The 20,427-nt window shown below is 58.0% G+C and carries 21 protein-coding genes and 1 riboswitch; all 21 genes read right to left on the reverse strand.

What is annotated here, in order from left to right:
• Positions 1-5: 5 nt before the first annotated feature.
• The 21 genes from aroQ to E308F_RS11270 all read right to left on the reverse strand — a co-directional run bounded on the left by aroQ (position 6) and on the right by E308F_RS11270 (position 20,313).
• Entirely contained in the window at positions 6-464 is a 459-nt protein-coding gene (gene aroQ / locus E308F_RS11170; protein WP_141264973.1) for a type II 3-dehydroquinate dehydratase, read from the reverse strand.
• A 44-nt stretch (positions 465-508) separates the two neighbouring features.
• Positions 509-1,861, reverse strand: coding sequence for a TldD/PmbA family protein (locus E308F_RS11175; protein ID WP_141264974.1), 1,353 nt, complete (start codon positions 1,859-1,861; stop codon positions 509-511).
• Positions 1,861-3,264 carry a TldD/PmbA family protein gene (locus tag E308F_RS11180; protein WP_141264975.1) on the reverse strand — a complete coding sequence of 468 codons (1,404 nt, stop codon included), beginning with the start codon at positions 3,262-3,264 and terminating at the stop codon, positions 1,861-1,863. The genes E308F_RS11175 and E308F_RS11180 overlap by 1 nt, the downstream gene beginning before the upstream one ends.
• Positions 3,265-3,326: 62 nt before the next feature.
• Positions 3,327-4,667, reverse strand: a complete 1,341-nt coding sequence (locus E308F_RS11185; RefSeq protein ID WP_141264976.1) for an NPCBM/NEW2 domain-containing protein — start codon at positions 4,665-4,667, stop codon at positions 3,327-3,329.
• Positions 4,664-5,293: a PilN domain-containing protein gene (locus tag E308F_RS11190; RefSeq protein WP_172613907.1), complete on the reverse strand. Its 630-nt coding sequence runs from the start codon at positions 5,291-5,293 to the stop codon at positions 4,664-4,666. The genes E308F_RS11185 and E308F_RS11190 overlap by 4 nt, the downstream gene beginning before the upstream one ends.
• Positions 5,294-5,295: 2 nt before the next feature.
• Positions 5,296-6,201, reverse strand: a complete 906-nt coding sequence (gene pilM, locus E308F_RS11195) for a type IV pilus biogenesis protein PilM (RefSeq protein ID WP_141264978.1) — start codon at positions 6,199-6,201, stop codon at positions 5,296-5,298.
• An 83-nt stretch (positions 6,202-6,284) separates the two neighbouring features.
• Complete coding sequence (locus tag E308F_RS11200; RefSeq protein ID WP_141264979.1) at positions 6,285-7,715, reverse strand: hypothetical protein; 1,431 nt, start codon at positions 7,713-7,715, stop codon at positions 6,285-6,287.
• Between the two features lie 55 nt (positions 7,716-7,770).
• Positions 7,771-8,277: a hypothetical protein gene (locus E308F_RS11205; protein WP_141264980.1), complete on the reverse strand. Its 507-nt coding sequence runs from the start codon at positions 8,275-8,277 to the stop codon at positions 7,771-7,773.
• On the reverse strand, positions 8,274-8,672 hold the full coding sequence (locus tag E308F_RS11210) for a prepilin-type N-terminal cleavage/methylation domain-containing protein (RefSeq protein ID WP_141264981.1): 399 nt from the start codon (positions 8,670-8,672) through the stop codon (positions 8,274-8,276). Before E308F_RS11210 ends, E308F_RS11205 begins: the two co-directional genes overlap by 4 nt.
• A complete protein-coding gene (locus E308F_RS11215; protein WP_172613908.1) occupies positions 8,669-9,178 on the reverse strand; it encodes a type II secretion system protein in 510 nt (169 codons plus the stop codon). Before E308F_RS11215 ends, E308F_RS11210 begins: the two co-directional genes overlap by 4 nt.
• A gap of 31 nt (positions 9,179-9,209) precedes the next feature.
• On the reverse strand, positions 9,210-9,962 hold the full coding sequence (locus E308F_RS11220; protein ID WP_172613909.1) for a prepilin peptidase: 753 nt from the start codon (positions 9,960-9,962) through the stop codon (positions 9,210-9,212).
• Positions 9,963-10,041: 79 nt separating this feature from the next.
• Entirely contained in the window at positions 10,042-10,629 is a 588-nt protein-coding gene (locus E308F_RS11225) for a type II secretion system protein (protein ID WP_141265261.1), read from the reverse strand.
• Positions 10,630-10,798: 169 nt separating this feature from the next.
• The gene (locus tag E308F_RS11230) at positions 10,799-11,323 is read right to left on the reverse strand and encodes a prepilin-type N-terminal cleavage/methylation domain-containing protein (protein WP_141265262.1); all 525 of its coding nucleotides are present in this window, start codon (positions 11,321-11,323) and stop codon (positions 10,799-10,801) included.
• Positions 11,324-11,568: 245 nt separating this feature from the next.
• A complete protein-coding gene (locus E308F_RS11235; protein ID WP_141264982.1) occupies positions 11,569-12,777 on the reverse strand; it encodes a type II secretion system F family protein in 1,209 nt (402 codons plus the stop codon).
• A 55-nt stretch (positions 12,778-12,832) separates the two neighbouring features.
• A riboswitch (cyclic di-GMP riboswitch) is annotated at positions 12,833-12,915 on the reverse strand.
• A gap of 55 nt (positions 12,916-12,970) precedes the next feature.
• Positions 12,971-13,990 carry a type IV pilus twitching motility protein PilT gene (locus E308F_RS11240; protein WP_141264983.1) on the reverse strand — a complete coding sequence of 340 codons (1,020 nt, stop codon included), beginning with the start codon at positions 13,988-13,990 and terminating at the stop codon, positions 12,971-12,973.
• Between the two features lie 167 nt (positions 13,991-14,157).
• Complete coding sequence (locus tag E308F_RS11245; protein ID WP_141264984.1) at positions 14,158-15,813, reverse strand: GspE/PulE family protein; 1,656 nt, start codon at positions 15,811-15,813, stop codon at positions 14,158-14,160.
• Positions 15,814-15,876: 63 nt separating this feature from the next.
• Positions 15,877-16,950 carry a 3-dehydroquinate synthase gene (gene aroB, locus E308F_RS11250; RefSeq protein ID WP_141264985.1) on the reverse strand — a complete coding sequence of 358 codons (1,074 nt, stop codon included), beginning with the start codon at positions 16,948-16,950 and terminating at the stop codon, positions 15,877-15,879.
• A complete protein-coding gene (locus E308F_RS11255) occupies positions 16,929-17,450 on the reverse strand; it encodes a shikimate kinase (protein WP_141264986.1) in 522 nt (173 codons plus the stop codon). The genes aroB and E308F_RS11255 overlap by 22 nt, the downstream gene beginning before the upstream one ends.
• A gap of 85 nt (positions 17,451-17,535) precedes the next feature.
• Entirely contained in the window at positions 17,536-18,687 is a 1,152-nt protein-coding gene (aroC, locus tag E308F_RS11260) for a chorismate synthase (RefSeq protein ID WP_141264987.1), read from the reverse strand.
• Between the two features lie 182 nt (positions 18,688-18,869).
• Positions 18,870-19,739 carry a shikimate dehydrogenase gene (locus tag E308F_RS11265; protein ID WP_141264988.1) on the reverse strand — a complete coding sequence of 290 codons (870 nt, stop codon included), beginning with the start codon at positions 19,737-19,739 and terminating at the stop codon, positions 18,870-18,872.
• Between the two features lie 64 nt (positions 19,740-19,803).
• Positions 19,804-20,313, reverse strand: coding sequence for a YqeG family HAD IIIA-type phosphatase (locus E308F_RS11270; protein WP_141264989.1), 510 nt, complete (start codon positions 20,311-20,313; stop codon positions 19,804-19,806).
• Positions 20,314-20,427 lie beyond the last annotated feature (114 nt).

Raw genomic sequence — 20,427 nt, forward strand, 5'->3', positions numbered from 1 at the left:
GCCCTTCATTTTTCAGGTTTACCCTCACGCTGCGAGCGCACCAGCTCTATGGCAGCTTCCAGTCCCAGGCGGTAGCTTAAAGGCCCAAAACCGCTAATCTGGCCGTCTACCACCGCTGCCGTTACCGTCTGGTGGCGAAATTCCTCGCGGCGGTAAATGTTGGAGAGGTGAACTTCTACCATCGGGCAATCCAGGGCCGCCAGGGCATCCCGCAGGGCAATGCTGTAATGTCCCAGGGCCCCTGGATTGATGACCACGGCGTCTACCCGCCCCCGGGCTTCATGAAGACGGTCAATCAGGGCCCCTTCATGGTTGGACTGGAAAAACTCTATTTCCACCCCGGCGCCGGCAGCCTGCTCCCTTAAGCCGGCTTCGATATCGGCCAGGGTAGTCCGGCCATAGATTTCCGGCTCCCGGCTGCCCAGGAGGTTTAAATTGGGCCCATTTAACACTAAAATCTTCATGGCTGCTATTTTACCATAATATTGCTCTCTTGGGTAGAGTGTACTTACCCGCTGATGGTCATGCTGGCAATACGCACCGTCGGGGCACCGGTGGCGCCAAAAAAGGTGAGGTCGTTGCCTACGGCGTCAATGCCCTCCAGGAGGCCGATGATGTTGCCGGCAATGGCCACGCCCCGGACCGGCCTGGTCAGCTCGCCATTTTCAATCCAGAGGCCGCTGGCGCCGACGGAAAAATCGCCGGAGATGGGATTGGCCGTATGCATGCCCATGACTTCGGTGACGTAAAGTCCCCTGGGGATCTCTTTAATAATATCTTCCGGGGTGCGGGAGCCGGCCGCGATATAAAAATTGGTCGTCCCGACTTCCGGTGTTGTCTTGAATGAACCCCGGGCACCGTTGCCGGTGGATTTTACCCCGTCCCGGGCGGCTGTATAGGTGTTGTGCAGGTAGCATTTAAGGACCCCTTTTTCCACCAGCACCGTGTGCTGGGTGGGTACTCCCTCGCCGTCAAAGGGGCTGGAGGCAATGCCGTCCGGCCGGCGGCCGTCGTCGATAATATTCACAACCGGTGCCGCCACCTGCTGGCCCACCCGGCCCCGGAAAAGGGATTTGCCCTTCTGGACGGCATCGGCAGCAAGGGCCGGGGCGATGACCCCCAGGAAGTTGGTGGCTACATAGGGGTCAAAAACAACGGCCGCCCGCTGGGTATCAACCCTTTTGGCTCCCAGCATGCGCACGGCCCTGGCCGCCCCTTCCCGGCCGATCTTCGCCGGATCGATATTTTTATACCGCAAGCTATAGGCCAGGCCGAAACCTGTCTGGCTCTCTTCGTTTTCCACCGCCACCACAAAGGTGCTGGCGCCGCAGTAGGCGGCAAGGTAAGCGGCTGTTATCCCCTGGGAGTTTACCAGGACAACCAGGTAGCGGGAATCGTTATAGGAACAGCTTTCCGTGATCTTCACCCGCGGGTCATAAGCCCTGGCCTGGCGTTCAATCTCCCGCACCAGCTCGATCTTTTTTTCCACCGGGGTTGTGGTAATTTCCGGGTCAAAGAGGTCCAGCTGGGGGTAGCCGGGATAGCGGGCCGGCAGGCAGTTATGCTCATCTGGGGTAGCCATCCGGGCGTTGGCCAGGGCCTGCTCTACGCAAAGCTCAAGGGCCGTGGGGCTGAAATCGGTGGTAAAGGCAAAACCCACCCGCTGGTCGGCTATGACCCTTAAACCCAGGCCCTGATCCCGGGCCGTAGTCAGGGCCTCGACTTCCTGGTTGCGCACCTCGATGCTTAAATTTTCACCGGCACTTATGTAGGCTTCGGCAATAGCCCCTTTTTCGGCCGCCATCTCTACCACCCGCGCCGCCAGGTCAAGGTAGTGTTTTTGTAAAACCTGGTAATCCATCAGCCTTTATCCTCCTCGTCCAGGATGCCGCCAACTACCATCTCAGGAATGCGAATCGTGGGCTGCGCATCTCCAACCGGTACTCCCTGGCCGTCTTTGCCGCAGGTACCTAAGGAGAAGCCCAGGTCGCTGCCCACCCGGTCGATTATCTTCAGTACCTCGGGGCCGTTGCCGGTGAGGGTGGCCCCCCTGACGGCCGGGCCAATCTTGCCGTCCTGGATGAGATACCCTTCGGCCACATCAAAAACAAAGTCGCCGTTGGTGGTGTTGACCTGTCCGCCGCCCATGCGCTTGACCAGCAGGCCGTGCTTGGTTTCCCGCAAAATAGCTTCCGGGTCGTCTTTGCCGGGAGCGATAAAGGTATTGGTCATGCGGGGTATGGGGCGGTCCTGGTAAGATTCCCGGCGACCGTTGCCGGTAGAACGGCGGTTCTCCTTACGGGCTGTCAGGTAATCATACATATAATCCTTCAGGATGCCGTTTTCGATGAGCACGGTTTTCTGTCCCGGCATACCTTCGTCGTCAAAACGGTACGAACCGTACTTGCCGGGAATGGTGGGATCGTCAATAACGGTTATCAGGTCGGAAGCTACTTTCTGCCCCTTCTTGCCGGCGTAAACGGAAAGCTGCTTTTGGACCAGGTCGGCTTCCAGGCCGTGACCGCAGGCTTCGTGAATCATGGTGCCGCCGGCCTCGCCCGCCATAACCACCGGCATCTTGCCCGCCGGTGCCGGCCTGGCCTCCAGCATCATGACGGCCCGCCGGGCAGCCTGTTGCGCCTTCTCTTCTGGGTTAACGCTTTCAAAAAGTTCCCACCCCTGGTGCCCGCCGGCCGATTCAAAACCTGTCTGGATAATTTTGCCGTCGGTGGCCACGGCATTGACGACAAAACGGCAGCGTACCCGCTCGTCATCTACCAGGATGCCGTCGCTGTTGGCAATGGTTACCTCCTGAATAACGTCGCCGTAACCCACCGTAACCTGGGTAATGCGCTTATCGACGGCCCGGGCGGCCTCATTGGCCCTTTGCACCAGGGCTACTTTTTCGGCTACCGGCACCTGGTCGGGCCGCTTTTTAATGGTAAATTCCACTTGTGCTTGCGGCCGTTTAAAGCTAATTTCCCTGGGCTGGGGCCGGCTTTGCAGGGCTTTACCAACCAGGGTTGCCGTCTGGATGAGGCTCTCCCGGCCCAGGTCATTGCTGTAACCATAGGCGGTGTTCTCCCCGGCAATGACCCGTATGCCGGCTCCCTGGTCAAGGCCGGATATAACCCGTTCAATCTTATTATCCTCGCAGCTGATGCTGGTCGTCCGGCGCCGTTCCAGGAAAATTTCTGCAAAATCGCCACCTTCAGCCAGAGCGGCCTCCAGGATGGCCTTCAGATCGGCTTCACTTAAAAGCATTTACCCACCCTTTCTATATAACTTCTTACTAGTATAATTCAAGGGGCGGGAAAATATTCCTGCTAATCCTTACGTGAAAAATGGAGGCTGGCCAGGGTGGCCAGTAATTGATCGTAGTCACCAATACCGCCGGCCTGCCATTCCAGGCTGAAGGTCAGTTGCTGGACGAGGAAGAGGGGTAAATCCAGGTATTGGGGGTAATCACCCGGCCTGATTTCTCCCTGGTAAAGCTGCCGGCCGTCGGCAAAAATGGTGACTTTAACTTTACCGCTGCTGTTGGCAAAGCTGTCATCGATACCGATGTATCCCTGGAGGCGTGTGTATTGTTTCTGGAGATCGACCTTTAACTCGGCTTGATTGTGCTCCTTGCTTAGATTTACACCGACGCTGCGGGCTAGTTGCATGCCGGCCAGGGCCGCCGGCCGCTCCAGAACATAGAAGGGCCCTACATTGCGCAGCACCCGCAGTTCTTCCAGCCAGACATCCCTGTTGCCAGCGGGGGGGTCCTTGAAGGCCGGTCCCGCCTCCAGCCGGCCCTTTACCTGGCGGGGGAAGGTATATTGAGGCGCCTGTCCGGCGCCTGCCGGGGCCGGGAAGACAGGCTCCGGTGGGTTTGTTCCCGGGTTACCCGCAGGTGCCGGGGAGGCAGGAGGAGCAGGTGACAGCTTTACTGGTACCGAACCAGGAGTTGCAGCCGTAGAGGGGCTGGCCGGACTGCTCCCGGCAGCCTCTCCCTGGCCAGGAGAAGCCCCCGTACCTTTAGCTCTATCCCCGGCAGCAACCGCCCCCGCCGGGGGCGTGAAACCATCGGCCCGCCCGGCCGGAAAAAGGGCAATAGCTCCAGGGACTGGATTGTCTTCTCCCAGATCGTACAGGTCTATAATAAAGCTCCCTTCGACTGTTCCAGCGTTTCCCTGGCGCGCAAGGATCTTCAAATTACGGATGGCCGTCAGGGCCGGCAAGGATTCCAGCTGATTTATGTAATCCTGCAGCGCCGGGTAGGGGCCGCTGACGGTAACTTCATAGGGATAGACCCGGAAGGGGTCTCTCTTTTCCACCGGCAGGGGACGGAAGGCCAGTACCTGGAGGGACCGGTCCCGGGGCTGGGCCGCCTCCAGGAAGGGTGCTGTACCCCGGAGGGTAAAACCCAGGTGGAGCCTGGTAGCCTCCCATGCGGCCCGGGCCTGGTCGGCTTTTTGGGCCAGCTCGGCTGCAGATGCTGCCGCCTGCCTGGCGGCAGCCAGGCGCTCCTGGCCTGCCTTGAGCCTTCCCCTGAGCTCCCGGTAGGCCGGCAACTGCTGCCCTAAAACTACATTATTGAAGAAAATAATCCCTACGACAACGGCCAGCAAAACCAGCAATATTTTTTCCCGGCGGCTGAACTGGTAGGTACCAAATTTCATTTACTGTTGCCTTCCCTGCCTGCGTTTATAGAATCCGGGTTTGCTTTTGTTGCATCGCCGGGTGCGGGAACTGCTCTTGCAGTCTCTGTTTTACCTGTCTCCGCCCGGGCACCTTTAAAGACTGCCTGTATGGTAAAAGCAAGGCTACTGCCATTACCCTTAACTTCCTGGAGATTGACGGCCTCCCAGAGACCGCTTGCCTGCAGGTTATTTAAATAATTACCGATGGCCTGGAGGGAAGTACTCCCCCCGGCTAGGATTAGTTCTCCTTTGGCTTCGTTTGCTTCCAGGCGGGTCAGCCAGATCTCCCGCGGCAGGGCATCGTTTATTGCAGCCAGAACCGGCTGCCAGCGCCGCCTTTCCTTTACCAAACGCTGCAGTTCCCTTTCCTTCTGCTGCCATTCACTAATGGCGCTTTTACTGGCTGTTGCTTGCTGCGCCTGGGGTTCATACTGGGCCAGCTGCGCCTCCACCCCGGCAACGCGCCTGGCCATCAGCCCCCATTGGATCAGGAATAAAAGATAAAGCGTTAAGAGTAATCCTCCTAAAGCCAGGGCGATAATGGCTCCCTTTGGTAACGACCGCCTCTGCGGCAGGTACTCCGGGGGCAGTAAATTAATAGCCATACTCATATTTCCCTCTCCCGTAAAGCCAGGCCCATGGCTACGGCCAGGGCCGGGTCTGGGGACCCATTAAAGCCTGTCCCCGGGCGGCCGATAATTACCGTTACTCCCAGTTCCTCCCGATAGTAATCGACCAGGCCCTCCACCTGCGCTCCCCCTCCGGTAAGGATGATGCGCTCCGGGTTAAAGATCGTCCCGGCCTGGGAACGGTAAAACTCCAGGGAGCGCCGGATCTCCTGGGCCATTTCGGCCATACGGCTGCTACCGGTTATACCGGGCTGGCTGAGTTCTCCTGCGCCAATGGCTACTACCCGGCTGAAAAGGGGCCGTCCCTCCCGGGCCAGGACCAGGTTGCTCCAGCGGCCGCCAATGTCAATGATGACCGTGGCGCCAGCGGCCTCTCCGGCCAGGGCGCGGCAGAGGGCCAGGGGCACAAGGTCGATGGCCACCAGGTCCAGGCCGGCGGCATGGAAAAGCTGGTATAAGCCCGTCACCTGTTCCCGTGGCGCCGCAGCAAGGAGAACCGGCATCTGGTCGCCGGCCGCATCATTACCGGCATCCAGGATGGCCCAGTCCACTACCATGTCCCGGGCCCCGGTGGGCAGGTAATTTTCGATTTCATAGGCCATGCCACTTTTGAGTTCCTCGGGGGTCATCCGCGGCAGGCGTAGGTAGCGGACGATCACCCTTTCCCCGCTGACGGCCGTCACGGCCCGACGACCGCGCCAGCCGGTCCGGGAGGCCGCCTCGGCAACGGCCGCCACCATGGCCTGAGTATCAGCCAGGCCACCCTGGGGAGTCGGGACGCTGGCCGTCAGCCACTGCCTGCCCTGGTATACGGCCGCCTTGACGGCAGTTGTACCGAGGTCGATGCCCAGATAGTGGCGACGTTTCAGGAACGAACAGAACATAAAAATAACTCCTATCTACCTTGCTACAACTGGTGTTATCTTCCTTAGGAACAGGTTCATCTTTTCTCGCGGGAGGCCTGGATTTATTGCTCCAAAGCTGCCACCCGCCAGGAAAGGATCTGCCAGTTACCCTGATTCAAATAGGGAGCCAGGGAACCAACAAGGTTCTGATCATAGGTTATGCGGATCTTACCCTTAATTTTATGGTCATTATCTTTATCCTCACCATTACCATTCCCCTGCCCGTTTCCGTTATTATTATCATTACCCCTTATTTCCTGATTGCTGCCGGAAGTATCATAGCTACCTTCGTCGATTGCACCGACGTACCTGGTTACCAGGCTCCCGTTAATGGTACTCTCCTGGCCGCGATCATTCTTACTAAAGGTGCCCCCGTCAATAAACATTCCTCCCAGTCTGGTACCACCGGAAATATTTAAATCCCCGCCGGCAATGAAGGCCCAGGCATTTCCAACGGAAGCAGGTAACAGGCTGGTCTCCAGGGTGATGCTGCCCGAAGCGGCAATAATGGCGATACCATTATAATAATACAAGGTGCTATGGTCGTTGCCATTGCTATTGCTATTGTTATTACCATTGTTATTGTTATTGCCATGATCATTGTCATGGCCAGCCGTTATGGTCAGGTCTCCCTGCCGATAAAGAATCGCCGGAGTCATGCCGGTATTATTAACCATGGCCTGGATTTCCTCAATGGTATATGTATCTTTCCCCAGTGTTAAACCGTTTGTAAAAGGAGCATCGAGGTTGTCGGGAAAGGATGGGAAAGTTAAGCTGACACCTTCAAACTTGTTGCCGTAGATTTTATCTTTATTATAAATAACTCCACCGGCGGTGGCGTCGCCTTTGATGGTTCCCTTAACATAAAGATTCCTGCCAGCTACAGCGTTCCCCTGGAGAGTACCATTCACCGCTAAATTGCCACCAGCAGCCACATTGATGATATTATCTTCGCCGAAAACAACTTTCAAATTGTTGATATCCCCCAGGGCAAGGATATCCCCTCCGCTAATAATCAATTTGTCTTGCTTATCCAGGTCACCGGCAGTAGCCAGGGCAAAGGTATACAGGGGTCGGGCCAGGTCAACCTCTACGGCCCGCTGGACACCACCAACCTGGGCCAGGGAGCGCAGGCGGTAGCTCAATACCTGCTGGCTGATATCTACTCTCTGGATATATCCCTGGACGCCAGTTAAAGATGTTTCCCCCAGCCCCTCCCGCCAGCCGGGATCTTGGCGTAATCTTGCCAGGGCCAGGTTGATGCCAGCTTCGGACAAATAAGTGGCCTGGATAATCTTAACATCATTCGCCGCGCCCTGGCGCTCCACCAGGGAGAGAGAAAGAAGCCCGGCCCCCAGGAGGGAAAGGACCAAGATGGCCAGCAGCACTCCCGGCAGGGCGCTGCCGCGCCGGTGCCAGCACCTCCCCGGCAACCCCACCCCATCAATTCTTCCCTTGCCTGTAGCTATACTCCGCCGCCAGTTGCCGGCCAAAGAATATCACCTGCAATAAAAATCTTTACCAGAATCTTTACCAGCAAGTTAAATGCTAACCTCCGGGGTTCATCACCTTGAGCCGCAGGGCCGCCGCGGTAGTTACGTCAAAGTCCCGTCCTTCGGCGTCCCGGGTAACCAGGTGGATGGTTACGGTTTTACTGTTTTCCGGCGCCTCTGGACGGTCATAAAAAAATTCCAGGGTCTGCACCCCATAGGCCAGGAGATTATAGCCGCTGAAGCTTAAAGATCCTTTATTTTTAACAGCCCGCCGGAGATCGCTACCGCTCAGCTCATATTTAAGCTGGTTTCCGGCCGCGTCGGCAATTATAAGGGTATATCTCCCCGAACCGCTAACCACCTGGCCGGCCGCCTGGATCTCCCTGGTCATCTGCATCAGGGCCACGCGGGCATTCTGCTGGGCATCCATGCGGTCCCAGCCGCGCTGCCACCATTTTAAACCCGCCTGGAGGATGCTCAAGGAAGCCATAAGGACCAGGACCATCAGGGTGGCGGCAATTACAGTTTCAATTAAAGTAAGGCCGGCCCGCCGCCACTTCACGGCCACCTGGCAACCAGGGTTGCCAGTTCCACCTGCCCCGCCGGGTCATTCACCGGGCGCACCCGCACCATCACTTCCTTCACCTGTAGGACGAGGTCATAATCTGTTATAGTTATCTGGTACTCATATCCCGGCCGACCGGGGTAAGCCTGCCAGGTGCCGCCAGCTCCAGGCAGGGAGGCCAGGCCATTATAACCAGCTGCCAGGCAGGTTTCCATACGTTCCCGGGCCAGATTCAAAACGATGGTTTCCTGGCCGCCCCTGGTATAACCCTGGGCGGCGGTGATAAACATACCCAGCATAGGCGCCAGCACAGCCGCCAGCAAGGCTGCTGCCACCAGGACTTCAATCAGGGTTAGACCACGGTTGTTACCCGGCCTGCAACACTTTTTCACGTCGTTTTCCCCGCCTTGACCCGGCCGGTAACCGGCATAATGGTTATATAATACTCCCGGCCATAACGGTCCTTCAGCACTATATCTCCGCTATTTACCGGTTCCCCCTCGATCGTAAAGGATATTTCACTACCCAGCCTGGAACCGGCATGCTGTAAACGTAATTCCATAGTTATGCCCGCGGGAAGTTTGGTTTCCCGGATAATCTCCGTATTTTTTTTCAAGAAATACAGTTCGTTGACGTCGTCAAGGAGGAGCTTCCACTGGCGGTCCTCGCCGCCCATGGCCCTCTGCTGTACTTCCCGGATATCGCTGACCAGCTGCCAGGCCGCCGTCTGTACCTGCCACCATGCCAGGCTCTTAGCCACTACCGGCAGGACCACCGTAGCCAGGAGCCCAGTGATGGCCATGACAGCTACCATTTCTACCAGGGTAAAACCGCCATTTCCCTTTACCGGCCGCCTGGAGCCAGCCTTTACTCCCCCTGCCATGATGACTACTCTCATATTAACAGCTCGCACTTTGCTTGGCCTAATATTATATAAACCTGCCAAGATACCAGTGCAACATTTCCTCGCCAAAAAACAACGCCAGCAGCCCCCCCATGGCGATAAAAGGCGCGAAAGGAAGAGGGTCCTGCCGCTTTTTCCGGCCGGTGACCAGCAAGCAAACGCCCGCCAAGCCGCCTGTGACCAGGGAAAGGAAAAGAGCCAGAGATGCCAGGGGCCAGCCGAGGAAAAGCCCTACCATACCTGCAAGCTTGACATCCCCGCCGCCCATGCCACCTTTACTTATTACGGCAACCAGCAGCAAAAATCCTGCTGCCGCAACTGCTCCCCATAAAGAAGACCAAAACCCCACATCCCGCGCCAGCAGGCTTAAAAGAATACCGCCGCAGGCACCGGTCACCACGAGGCGGTCAGGGATCAGGTAGTGCTCCAGATCGATGAAGCTGGCGGCTACCAACACGGCGCTTAGAAAAAGGTATTTTACCAGGATCCAGGAGAGGCCGAAATTATAAAAAAGGGTGGTAAATACCACGCCTGTGACAAGCTCTACTAAAGGGTATCGAGGGGAAATCGGCAGGCGGCAGTAACGGCACCTGCCCCGCAAGAGCAGGTAGCTCAATACGGGTATAAGGTCGTACCAGGCCAGCGCCCGCCCGCAAGCCGGGCAGTGCGAACGACCCCAGACCACCGTTTCCCCGCGCGGCAGGCGGTAAATGACCACGTTGAGGAAACTACCGATAAAAAGACCCGCTAGGAAGAAAAAAACTTCAATCCAAAACATACTTTTCCCTTCTACCACATTTATGGCAAGCCCAACTACACGACAGACGCCTATTACCCAAACGACAAGCGCGCCGGCGCTATAACCCCTCCATCCAGATGATCACCGAGATGTAGTACGTGCCGTTTTCCTCTCCCACATAGGAGTAACCAACACTCTCCCTGATGCGCCAGTCTACGGCGTCGCGGATACCCTGGTCAGGGAAGCCGCCGATAGTAACTACAGCGCATTTGGTGTTGTTAACTGGAATCTGGTTGCCCGCGGCGTCATAGACACTACCGCTGGGTATTACACTCTTCCAGTAGCGATAATGGCCGCCCCAGGGCGTGGTGCCGGGCGGCTTCTCCAGGTACGGCCCGTTCCAGCCGGTGCTGCCGTCAGACTTTACGAAGTAAAGGAAGCCATATTCGTCTCCTTGGTCGTAGGGGCGATCGTAGGAATCCTGCCCCGCCTTCGGCCAATCACCGGTATCGGCGTAATAGGCATAACCGGCCGCCTTTATGGCCCGCACATCGGCGACCACCCGCGATATCTTCGCCTTTTCCACCGCCCTGAAGGCGCTGGGAGCAACGACGGTCGCCAGCACCCCGATGATGGCGATGACCACCAAAAGCTCTACCAGGGTGAAGCCGCGGCTGTCCCGGCGCACGTCCGGCAAACAGAACATCAATGGTTCACATCCTTAACCGGGAAAAGATGATCCGGTTTCACTACTTCACCCCCGTCGCAACAGGGCGCACAGCTTCCGGCCGGGGCTGTTCGCTGCCGGCGCCGGAGGGCGCCGGCAGCACTTAAAAAGCAATACATCTTAAAACTTTAGTGTACTGAGGAGACACTTAGTCTCTGGAAATTAAAATGTGTACTCCATTGTTATCCTGGAGAACCACACTATCGCCCAGGTCAGCTAGCAATTTGTCGGAAGCGCTGTCCGGTACACTATCAAGTGTCAAATACCTAGCAGCATCTTCGTTGCCATCTCCGTCCCAATCTTTATCTTCGTCATTATTATAGACATAACTTCCGCCCCACGGGTTCTTGCTCGGCCAGCGCTCCAGATAGGGGCCGTTCCAGCCAGTTACGCTTACGCTAGAACTTGGGCCTACAAAATGGACTATATTATTGTTACTACTTCCTCCAATACCATCTACTGGCCAAACGCCTGTATCGGTATAATAATTCAGCGCTGCCGCCTTAATCGCCTTGTAGTCCGCTTCGGCGGCCGCCACCTTGCCCTTTTCGATGGCCTTGAAGGCGTTGGGGGCGACGATGGCGGCCAAAATGCCGATAATGGCAATAACAACAAGAAGCTCCACCAGGGTGAAACCCCGCTGGTCCCGCGCCTTTTTCAGTCTCTGCCACATCAATCAATCAACCTCCCTGATTTTTTTGCCTGCGCTTTTTACTTTCCTGCTGCCAGCCCGCCGGGGAAACCTACAAGTAAATCACCCCCCTCTTACCCGCATTATTATCCCCGATCTCAAACGCGGCAGTACGCAGAGTTATCCTTGCACTCCTCGACATGGAACCGCCGGCCAGGGCATTGTCATGAGGGCAGGCTGCTAGGATAGCCACCGGCAAAATGAGAAAAAAGATACCCCGCGCGCCTCTACCTTATGCCGCCCAGCATCTGAAAGTAGGGAAGAAAGACCGAAATTACGATAAGCCCTACTATGCTGCCGAGGCCGACGATGAGGACGGGTTCTATCAGTGAAGCCAGGCGGGCCACGACCGCCTCCACCTCCTGCTCATAAAGACCCGCCACTCGTTCGAGCATGGCATCCAGGGCCCCAGTTTCCTCGCCTACCGTAATCATCTCCACCACCATGGGAGGGAAGACGCCGCTCGCTTCCAGTGGAGTCGCCAGGCTCTGCCCGTCGCGAACGCTTTCTGCCGCCCGCTCCACCGCGCCGGCCACCACAGCATTGCCCACCGTACGCCGAACTATTTCCAGGGCCAGCAGGACCGGTACACCGCTGTGCAGGAGGGTACCCAGGGTGCGGCTGAAACGAGATAGAACCGCCTTATGATGCAGGGGACCGAAAATTGGTAAACGAAGGAATAAACGGTCGACCTGGTAGCGCCCCGCTGGCCTTTGCTGCCAGCGGTAAAACCCGTAACCGGCGCCGGCCAGGAAAAAGACCAGAAAAGGCCACAAGCGCCGTAACCATTCACTTAGCCCCAGAACCAGGCGCGTCGGCCAGGGCAGGGGCACCTGCAGGCTGTTCAACATGACCTGGAAGGAAGGCAGGACATAAGTCAGGAGAAAAATAACTACCAGGAGGGCAACCATGCTGACTATCGCCGGGTAGGTCAGGGCCGACTTGACCTTTTCCTCTACTTCATGTTCCCGTTCCAGGTGCCCGGCCAGGCGCTCCAGGGTCTCGTCCAGGGCCCCGCCCAGCTCCCCGGCCTCGACGGTATGGATGAAGATAGGCGGGAAGACCCGGGGCTGCCGTTCCAGCGCCCGGTAAAAGGCCTCCCCGGACTCCAGGTCCTGGAGAAGCATACCGATACTTTCTCGCAGGGAAGGATTTTCTGCCTGTCGCTGTAAAATATGCAAGGCCGTCACAATCGGCAGGCCAGCCCCCAGCATGGTCGCCAGCTGGCGGCTGAAGAGGGCCAGGTCGCGACGGGATACCGGCCGCCGGAAAAGGCGCCGCCATTCCCGGGCTGGGGTTACAACCGCCGGCCGGCAGTAAGTAATAAAAATCCCCTGCCGGCGCAGTTCCCGGATGGCCAGTTCCTGGCTTTCCGCTTCAATTGTCCCGCTAACTGCATTCCCCCTGGCATCCCTTCCCCGGTAGGCAAAATTCATGCTTTCCCTCCAAAATATAAATAGCCACCGGCAACAGGGAAAGATAGAACTCTTCCCCGGCAGCCCGGCGGCCATGACAGCGTCTACAGGCCCGTAGCTTTGCGCCCCCGGCTTTCGCCGGGTTTGCCTTGAACGAGGATATATGGACATTTATTCGTCATAAAAAGGCAAATTCCTGCTAATCCTGGCGCCGTTAACCATTATTTAATTCTCTATCCGCTATCATACCCCTGGTGACCAGCTGCCGCAGAGCCATGTCCATGGTCTGCATGCCGTAGCGGGCTCCCGTCTGCATGCTGGAAACAATCTGGTGGGTTTTACCCTCGCGGATGAGATTCTTAACAGCCGGGGTAGCAATCAGCACTTCCACGGCTGCCACCCGGCCCTTCCTGTCGGCCCGCGGTAAAAGCTGCTGGGTGATAACCCCTTCCAGGGTGTCGGCCAGCTGGATGCGGACCTGCCCCTGCTGGTGGGGCGGGAAAACGTCAATGATCCGGTCAATGCTCTGGATGGCACTGCTGGTATGTAAAGTCGCCAGGACCAGGTGACCCGTTTCCGCGGCCGTGATGGCCGTGGCAATAGTCTCCAAATCCCGCATCTCGCCGACCAGGATAACATCAGGGTCCTGGCGCAGGGCGGCCCGCAGGGCACTGGCAAAGGAACGGGTATCTGAACCCACTTCCCGCTGGTTGACGATGCTACGGCGGTGCTGGTGCAGGTATTCAATGGGGTCTTCCAGGGTAATAATATGGCAGCTGCGTTCCCGGTTGATTTTATCCACCATGGCCGCCAGAGTGGTGGACTTGCCGCTACCCGTCGGCCCCGTCACCAGGACCAGGCCGTGCTGTCGTTCCGCCAGCTCGGCCACCACCGGCGGTAATCCCAGGGTTTCCAGGCTGGGTATCTCCCTGGGTATAAGGCGGATGGCTGCGCTAACGCTTCCCCGCTGGTGAAAGACATTCACCCGGAAACGGCTTACGCCGGGCAGGGAGTAAGCCAGGTCTATTTCTCCCCGCTCTTGCAATACCTCCCACCTCTCGCCCACCATAGGCCGTACCAGGCTGGCTGTCATTCCGGAATCCAGGGGCTCCCACTGGCGCTGGACTTGGAGTTCGCCGTGGACCCGGAAAACCGGCGGCAGGCCGACAGAGAGATGGACATCGGAGGCCCCGGCGGCAGCCGCCGCCCGCAGGATGGTTTCAATGTCGAACATTTTAATCCTCCCGGATAAAGCCAGGATAACAAACGCAAGGATTTTTAATAGCCAACTGCTACCAATGTTAATAAACAACGTATAGTGCCGGGCTAACTGCAAAGGGCAGAACTATGAATTCAAGATCAATGGAAGTATATGCCACCCGGGACAGTACAGTCTGGTCTTTACAAACCGCCCAGGGAAACACGCAGGACTTCACTCACCGTGGTAATCCCCTGGCGGACTTTTTCCAAACCGTCCTCGATCAAAGGCACCATACCGGCAGCTACGGCCGCCTCTTTCAGGGCCGTGGCCGGTGCCTTGGCGGTCACCAGGCCGCGGAGTTCTTCATTCATCACCAGCACCTCCTGGATGGCCGTCCGGCCGGCATAACCGGTAAAGCTGCAGCGCTGGCAACCCCGTCCCCGCCAGAGTTCTTCTACTGCGGGCAGCCAGGTCTTTTCCAAAGACCCCGGCTCGGGTCGGTAAATCTCCCGGCAGTGGGGGCAGAGCCGGCGCACCAGCCGCTGGGCCACTACGCCGATAAGGGAAGAGTTGACCAGGTAAGGTTCAACGCCCATATCTAAGAGGCGGGTGACGGCCCCGGCGGCGTCATTGGTATGGAGGGTGCTGAACACCAAATGGCCGGTGGTCGCCGCCCGGACGGCGATATCCGCCGTTTCCCGGTCGCGAATTTCTCCTACCATAATTATGTCGGGGTCCTGGCGCAAGATAGATCGCAAACCTGAGGCAAAGGTTAGACCGGCCTTGGGATTGACCCGTACCTGGTTGATGCCGGGCAGCAGGTATTCTACGGGGTCTTCAATAGTAATGATGTTTTTTTCCGGTGAGCATAAAATGTTAAGGGTGGCATAGAGGGTTGTCGTCTTACCGCTGCCCGTGGGACCGGTAATGAGGAGCATACCGTAGGAACTGTGGATGAGGCTCGCAAAGCGCTCTTTTATGGCTGGCAAAAATCCCAGGTCGTCCAGGGACAGGAGCATGGCCTCCTGGTCCAGCAGGCGCAGGACGATCTTTTCCCCGTAAACCGTGGGCAGGCTGGAAACACGCAGGTCGACGTTGCGTTTACCCAGGGTAAATTGAAAACGGCCGTCCTGGGGCAGGCGCTTTTCGGCAATATCCATGCCCGCCATGATCTTGATCCTGGAGATCAGGCTGCTTAGAACCCCCAGGGGCAGGCGGGTTAACTCCCGCAGCAGGCCATCCACCCGCAGGCGTACGCGTACTTCCCCTTCCTGGGGTTCGATGTGGATATCGCTGGCCCGCATCTGGATCGCCTGCTGGATAAAGCTGTTAACCAGCCGTACAGCCGGTGCCCCTTCGGTACCGCCGGGACCGGGAGCTTCCAGGGCAGCGGCGGCCGCCGCCTCGCTCATGCTGGCAGCAGTTTCCTTCTGCCAGAACCTGCTCAAAGCCTCTTCAATTTCCCTTTCAGCAGCTATAGCCGGCATGATCTCCTTGCCGGTAGCCAGGCGCAGGTCGTCCAGGGCCAGCAGGTTCAGGGGGTCGGCCATGGCTACCAGGAGACGGTTGCCGTCCAGGCGAATGGGGATGGCCTGGTAGCGCCGCGCCAGGCCCTCCGGCACCAGACGCACCACCTCCGGGTCCAGGTGGTAGTCGGCCAGGACGACTTTGGGAATGCCCAACTGGAATTCCAGGACTTCCAGAATACTGGCTTCAGTAATGAATCCCAGGCGGATCAAAACCTTACCCAGGCGTTCCCCGGTGCGCTTTTGTTCCTGCAGGGCCTGCTCCAGCTGGGCCGGGGTGATCATCCCGGCCGCAATTAAAAGGTCCCCCAGCCGCCGCCGGGTGTCCATTTTGCTCCCCTCCGCAACATTTTCATCTTTAGCAGGCGAGGGTGGCTAACCCCCGGGAATTCCTCAGCAAATAACCGCCATAATCTCCTCTAAACTAACCGGGGTAACCTGCACCCGGCCCAACCGTTCCGGCAGGACCATCCGCAGCCGGCCCTGGCGGATTTTTTTATCATGGCCCAGGGCCGCCTGGAAAGCAGCAGGTTCGACGGCCGGCAAATCAACAGGCAGACCCGCCCGCTGCAGCAATCGCACCAGGCGGCCGGTTTCCGCTTCCGAAAACATTCCCCGCCGGACGGCCAGGCGGGCGGCGGCGGCCATCCCCATAGCAACGGCCTCACCGTGGCGGTAGGCGGCAAAATCTGTTACGGCTTCCACGGCATGGCCGATAGTGTGGCCAAAATTTAAAATGGCCCGCAAGCCGCTTTCCCGCTCATCCCGGGCAACTATTTCTGCTTTCAAGGCGCAGGAGCGCAAAACGATGGTTTCCAGGACCCCTTCTTCTCCATTTAGGGCGCCTTCCAGGTGATCTTCCAGGTAAGTAAAAAAGCCGGCATCCATGATCACGCCATACTTGATGACTTCCGCCAGGCCGGCCCGGACTTCCCGCGGCGGCAGGGTGGCCAGGGTTGCCAGGTCGACTATGACGGCCGCCGGCTGGTAAAAGGCGCCGATGAGGTTCTTGCCCCGGGGATGGTTGACAGCCACCTTGCCCCCCACGCTGGCGTCGACCTGGGCTAGAAGTGTAGTCGGGAGTTGAATAAAAGGAACGCCCCGGAGCCAGGTGGCGGCCACAAACCCGGCCACATCCCCCACCACGCCGCCCCCCAAGGCGATAATGGCTGACCCGCGCTCAATATCGGCTGCCAGGGCAGCATCATATAGTTCAGCCGCAACTTTAAGGGTTTTGGCCTCCTCCCCGTCGGGAACCAGGGCAAGGTGGGGCTGAAAACCGGCTGCCTTGAGGCTTTGCTCCAGGGTGGGCCAGTAATGTCCAGCAATGGTAGCATTGCTTACTACCAGGCAGGGGGCTGCCAGGTCCAGGTTTTTAAGCAGGAAGCCGGTTTCCTTTAACAACCCTGAACCGCAAAAAATCTTATAAGTACGCTCACCCAAGTTTACTTTAAGCTCGCCAGCCATAATTTTAAAGCCTCCTTTATTTCTCCGGCCACGGCGTCTGCATCTTTACCGTCAGTGTCGATATATACATCGGCAAAGGTATAATAGGGCTCGCGGCGCTTGAAGAGCCCGGCCACCTCTTCCCGGCGCCGTCCCTGGAGGAGGGGGCGGTCCCCCTTCACCCCGGCACGCTGCAGGGCCGTTTCCAGCCGTACCTGGAGCCAGACAACTTTGTTGCCTTCCCGCAAGCGCCGGACATTGTCTCCGGAAAGGACGGCCCCCCCGCCGGTGGCAATAACTGCCCCCCGGGCAGCAGCTGCCCGGGCAACTGCCGCCTGCTCAAGTTTCCGGAAATATTGCTCTCCGTAGCGGGCAAAAATTTCTTTAATAGACAAACCGGCGTCCTCTTCAATCATGGCATCGGTATCCAGGAAAGACCAGCCCAGGCTGGCTGCCAGGATCTTCCCTGCTGTCGTTTTGCCGCTGCCCATAAAGCCGATCAAAACAATATTGTCCGGCATCCGTCTTCGTCTTCCTCTTTCTCTATCTTCCTCAAGGGTGGCATTGTTTTGCTCGCTCCCCGGCAGGATCATAGACCCTTACCTGTTAAATACCGCTTAAGTACTGCCGGTAAGCGGCCATTCGCTCCTGGATTTCTGGTAAATAATCGCCGCCAAATTTCTCCATCACTGCCCCGGCCAGGACCCAGGCCACCGCCGCCCAGGCAACGACCGCTACTGCCGGGACGGCGCAGACGTCAGAACGTTCCACAGCAGCCGTAACAGGTTTTTTTGTCAGGAAATCAACGCTGGGCAGGGGCTGCATCAGGGTGGGGATTGGTTTCATGGCCGCCCGCAGGACAAGGATTTCTCCATTGGTCATACCACCCTCCAGGCCGCCGGCGCGGTTGGTGGGATGGTAAAAGCCCTGTCCTTCCCGGTAGGCGATGGCATCATGGGACAGGCTTCCCGGAATACTTGCGAGCTCAAAACCGGCTCCGATTTCTACCCCTTTGATGGCCGGAATGCTCATTAAAGCCTGGGCCAGGCGCCCGTCCAGGCGCCGGTCCCAGTGAACATGGCTGCCCAGCCCGGCTGGTACGCCGGCCGCCAGTACTTCCACCACTCCTCCCAGGGTATCCCCCTTTTGCCGGGCTTCTTCAATAACTGCTACCATTGCCCGGCTGACTTCCGGGTCGGCACAGTAGACGGGCGACTCCCAGGCCTGCCGGGCAGCACTCAATTCTACCGCCCCTTTAACTGCAACCGGTCCAATCCGGACCACATGGGCCGCCAGTTCAATCCCCAGTTCTTTGAGCAAAGCAGCAGCCGCAGCCCCGGCCGCCACCCTGGCCGCCGTTTCTCGGGCACTGGCCCGTTCCAGGATATTGCGCAGGTCCGCCTGGTGGTATTTCAAACCTCCCGCCAGGTCGGCATGCCCCGGCCGCGGCCGGGTAACTACCCGCTCGGCCCGGGCCTCGGGGCCGGGAGCCATAATCTCCTGCCAGTTGGCCCAGTCCCGGTTGGCTATAAAAAGGGCGACGGGGCTACCCAGGGTATAGCCGCCTCTTACCCCGGCCAGGATCTCCACCCGGTCCCGTTCAATGCTCATGCGCCCGCCGCGGCCGTAACCGCCCTGGCGGCGGGCCAGCCAGGTATTAATATCTTCAGCCGTGAGGGGTACCCCGGCCGGCATACCCTCAACAATCACACTTAAACCCCGCCCGTGGGATTCCCCCGCGGTAAGATAACGCAGCAAAGTATCTCCTGCCTCTCCTAATTATCCAGCCTTCCGCCAGAACTCCAGGTTGGTATCGTCTTACTCGCTCTCTGGTCCGCGCGGAACAGCCTACGTCTCAGCCTCGGGCTGCTTTACTGCTCGGACCAAGTCGCTCGCTCTGAACAAAAGCCGGCCTGTTATTTTCATCCTTCTGATGGTGCCTACTTAGCGGCATGAGAATCTTGTATTGCTTTCCGGAGGGCTTCTCCCATGACCTCCACCGGTGCCGGCTTCCCCGTCCACAGGGTAAAGGCCGCGGCCCCCTGGTACAGGAGCATCCCCAAACCGGATATAGCCCGGCAACCCCGCTGCCGGGCATCCCGCAGGAACCTGGTTTCCAGGGGATTGTAGACCAGGTCGTAGACCCATTGCCCGGCGTGGAGCCAGGCCGCCGGCAGGGGTACGGCTCCTTCCATAGGAGCCATGCCGGCACTGGTGGCGTTTACCACCAGATCGGCCTCTTCTACCCTGGGACGCAGCTCTTCCTCTTCCAGGGCGCAGGCCTTTACCAGGACGCTTAAACCGGCCAGGGCGGCTGCCAGGTGTCCGGCCCGCTCCAATGTGCGGTTGGCAATGGTCAACCCGGTGCAACCCGCCCCGGCCAGGGCAAAGGCCACCGCCCGGGCCGCCCCCCCGGCCCCGAGGATGACCGCTTTCTTGCCGGCCGGATTAAAACCTGCTTCCTGGAGGGAACGCAAAAAACCGCTGGCGTCAGTATTGTAGCCTGTCAGGCGTCCGTCATTAACAATTGTATTCACGGCTCCGATGCGGGCCGCCGCGGGATCGATTGCATCCAAGTATTTGATAATTGCTTCTTTATGGGGTACCGTAACATTGGCGCCCCGGAAACCCAGGGCTTTAAGCCCGGCCAGGGCAGCCGGCAGGCCGGAAGGGGTAACGGCAAAGGCCAGGTAAACCAGGTCCAGCCCGGTGGCGGCAAAGGCCGCATTTTGCATTAAAGGCGATAAAGAATGTTCTACCGGGCATCCCATGAGGGCCACCAGCCCGGTTGAGGCTTTTACCTGCAGCATTGCCTACCCTGCCATTTCTTTTTAATAATCGGGTTATGTAAAGCCAATTTTTTTACTCACTCTATTATAAGTCCTTTAAATCGTTGATTACCAGGCGTTTGGTTATCAATTTTTCTATCTGACGGATCACCCTGGTGCCAATGAACTCGCGCTTATTTATAGGCATCACCAGAATTGTGTACAGCCCCAGGCGGTTTCCTCCCAGGACATCGGTAAAAACCTGGTCGCCGATCACGGCAGTATTACCAACTGCCGTTTCCATGACGGCCATGGCCTGGTAAAAGGCCCGCCGCCTGGGTTTACCGGCCCTGGAAATTCCGGGAATACCCAGGTAAGCAGCTATTTTTTGCACCCGGACATCCCGGTTGTTGGATACAAGGCAGGCCCTTAAGTCTTGCTTCTTTAATTCCGTAAACCACCGGTAAATTTCCCGGTCCAGGGTCGCCCGTCCCCATTCGGTCACCGTATTATCCAGGTCAATAATCAAACCGCGGATACCCCGCGCCTTTAAAGCTGCCAGGGGTATATCCCGCAGGGAACGCACATAGAGGTCCGGTTGCAGTAGCTTGAGCATGTTTCACTCCTAATAGAGGCACTTACAGGTTATTATACCACAAAAAGACTGCCGGGGAGTAACCATTATTTTCAATGGGAGGGGACGGCGGTAGTTTTAGTCCCTTCCCGAGGT

It is taken from the genome of Moorella sp. E308F (assembly GCF_006538365.1).
Classification (GTDB): domain Bacteria; phylum Bacillota; class DSM-521; order Neomoorellales; family Neomoorellaceae; genus Neomoorella.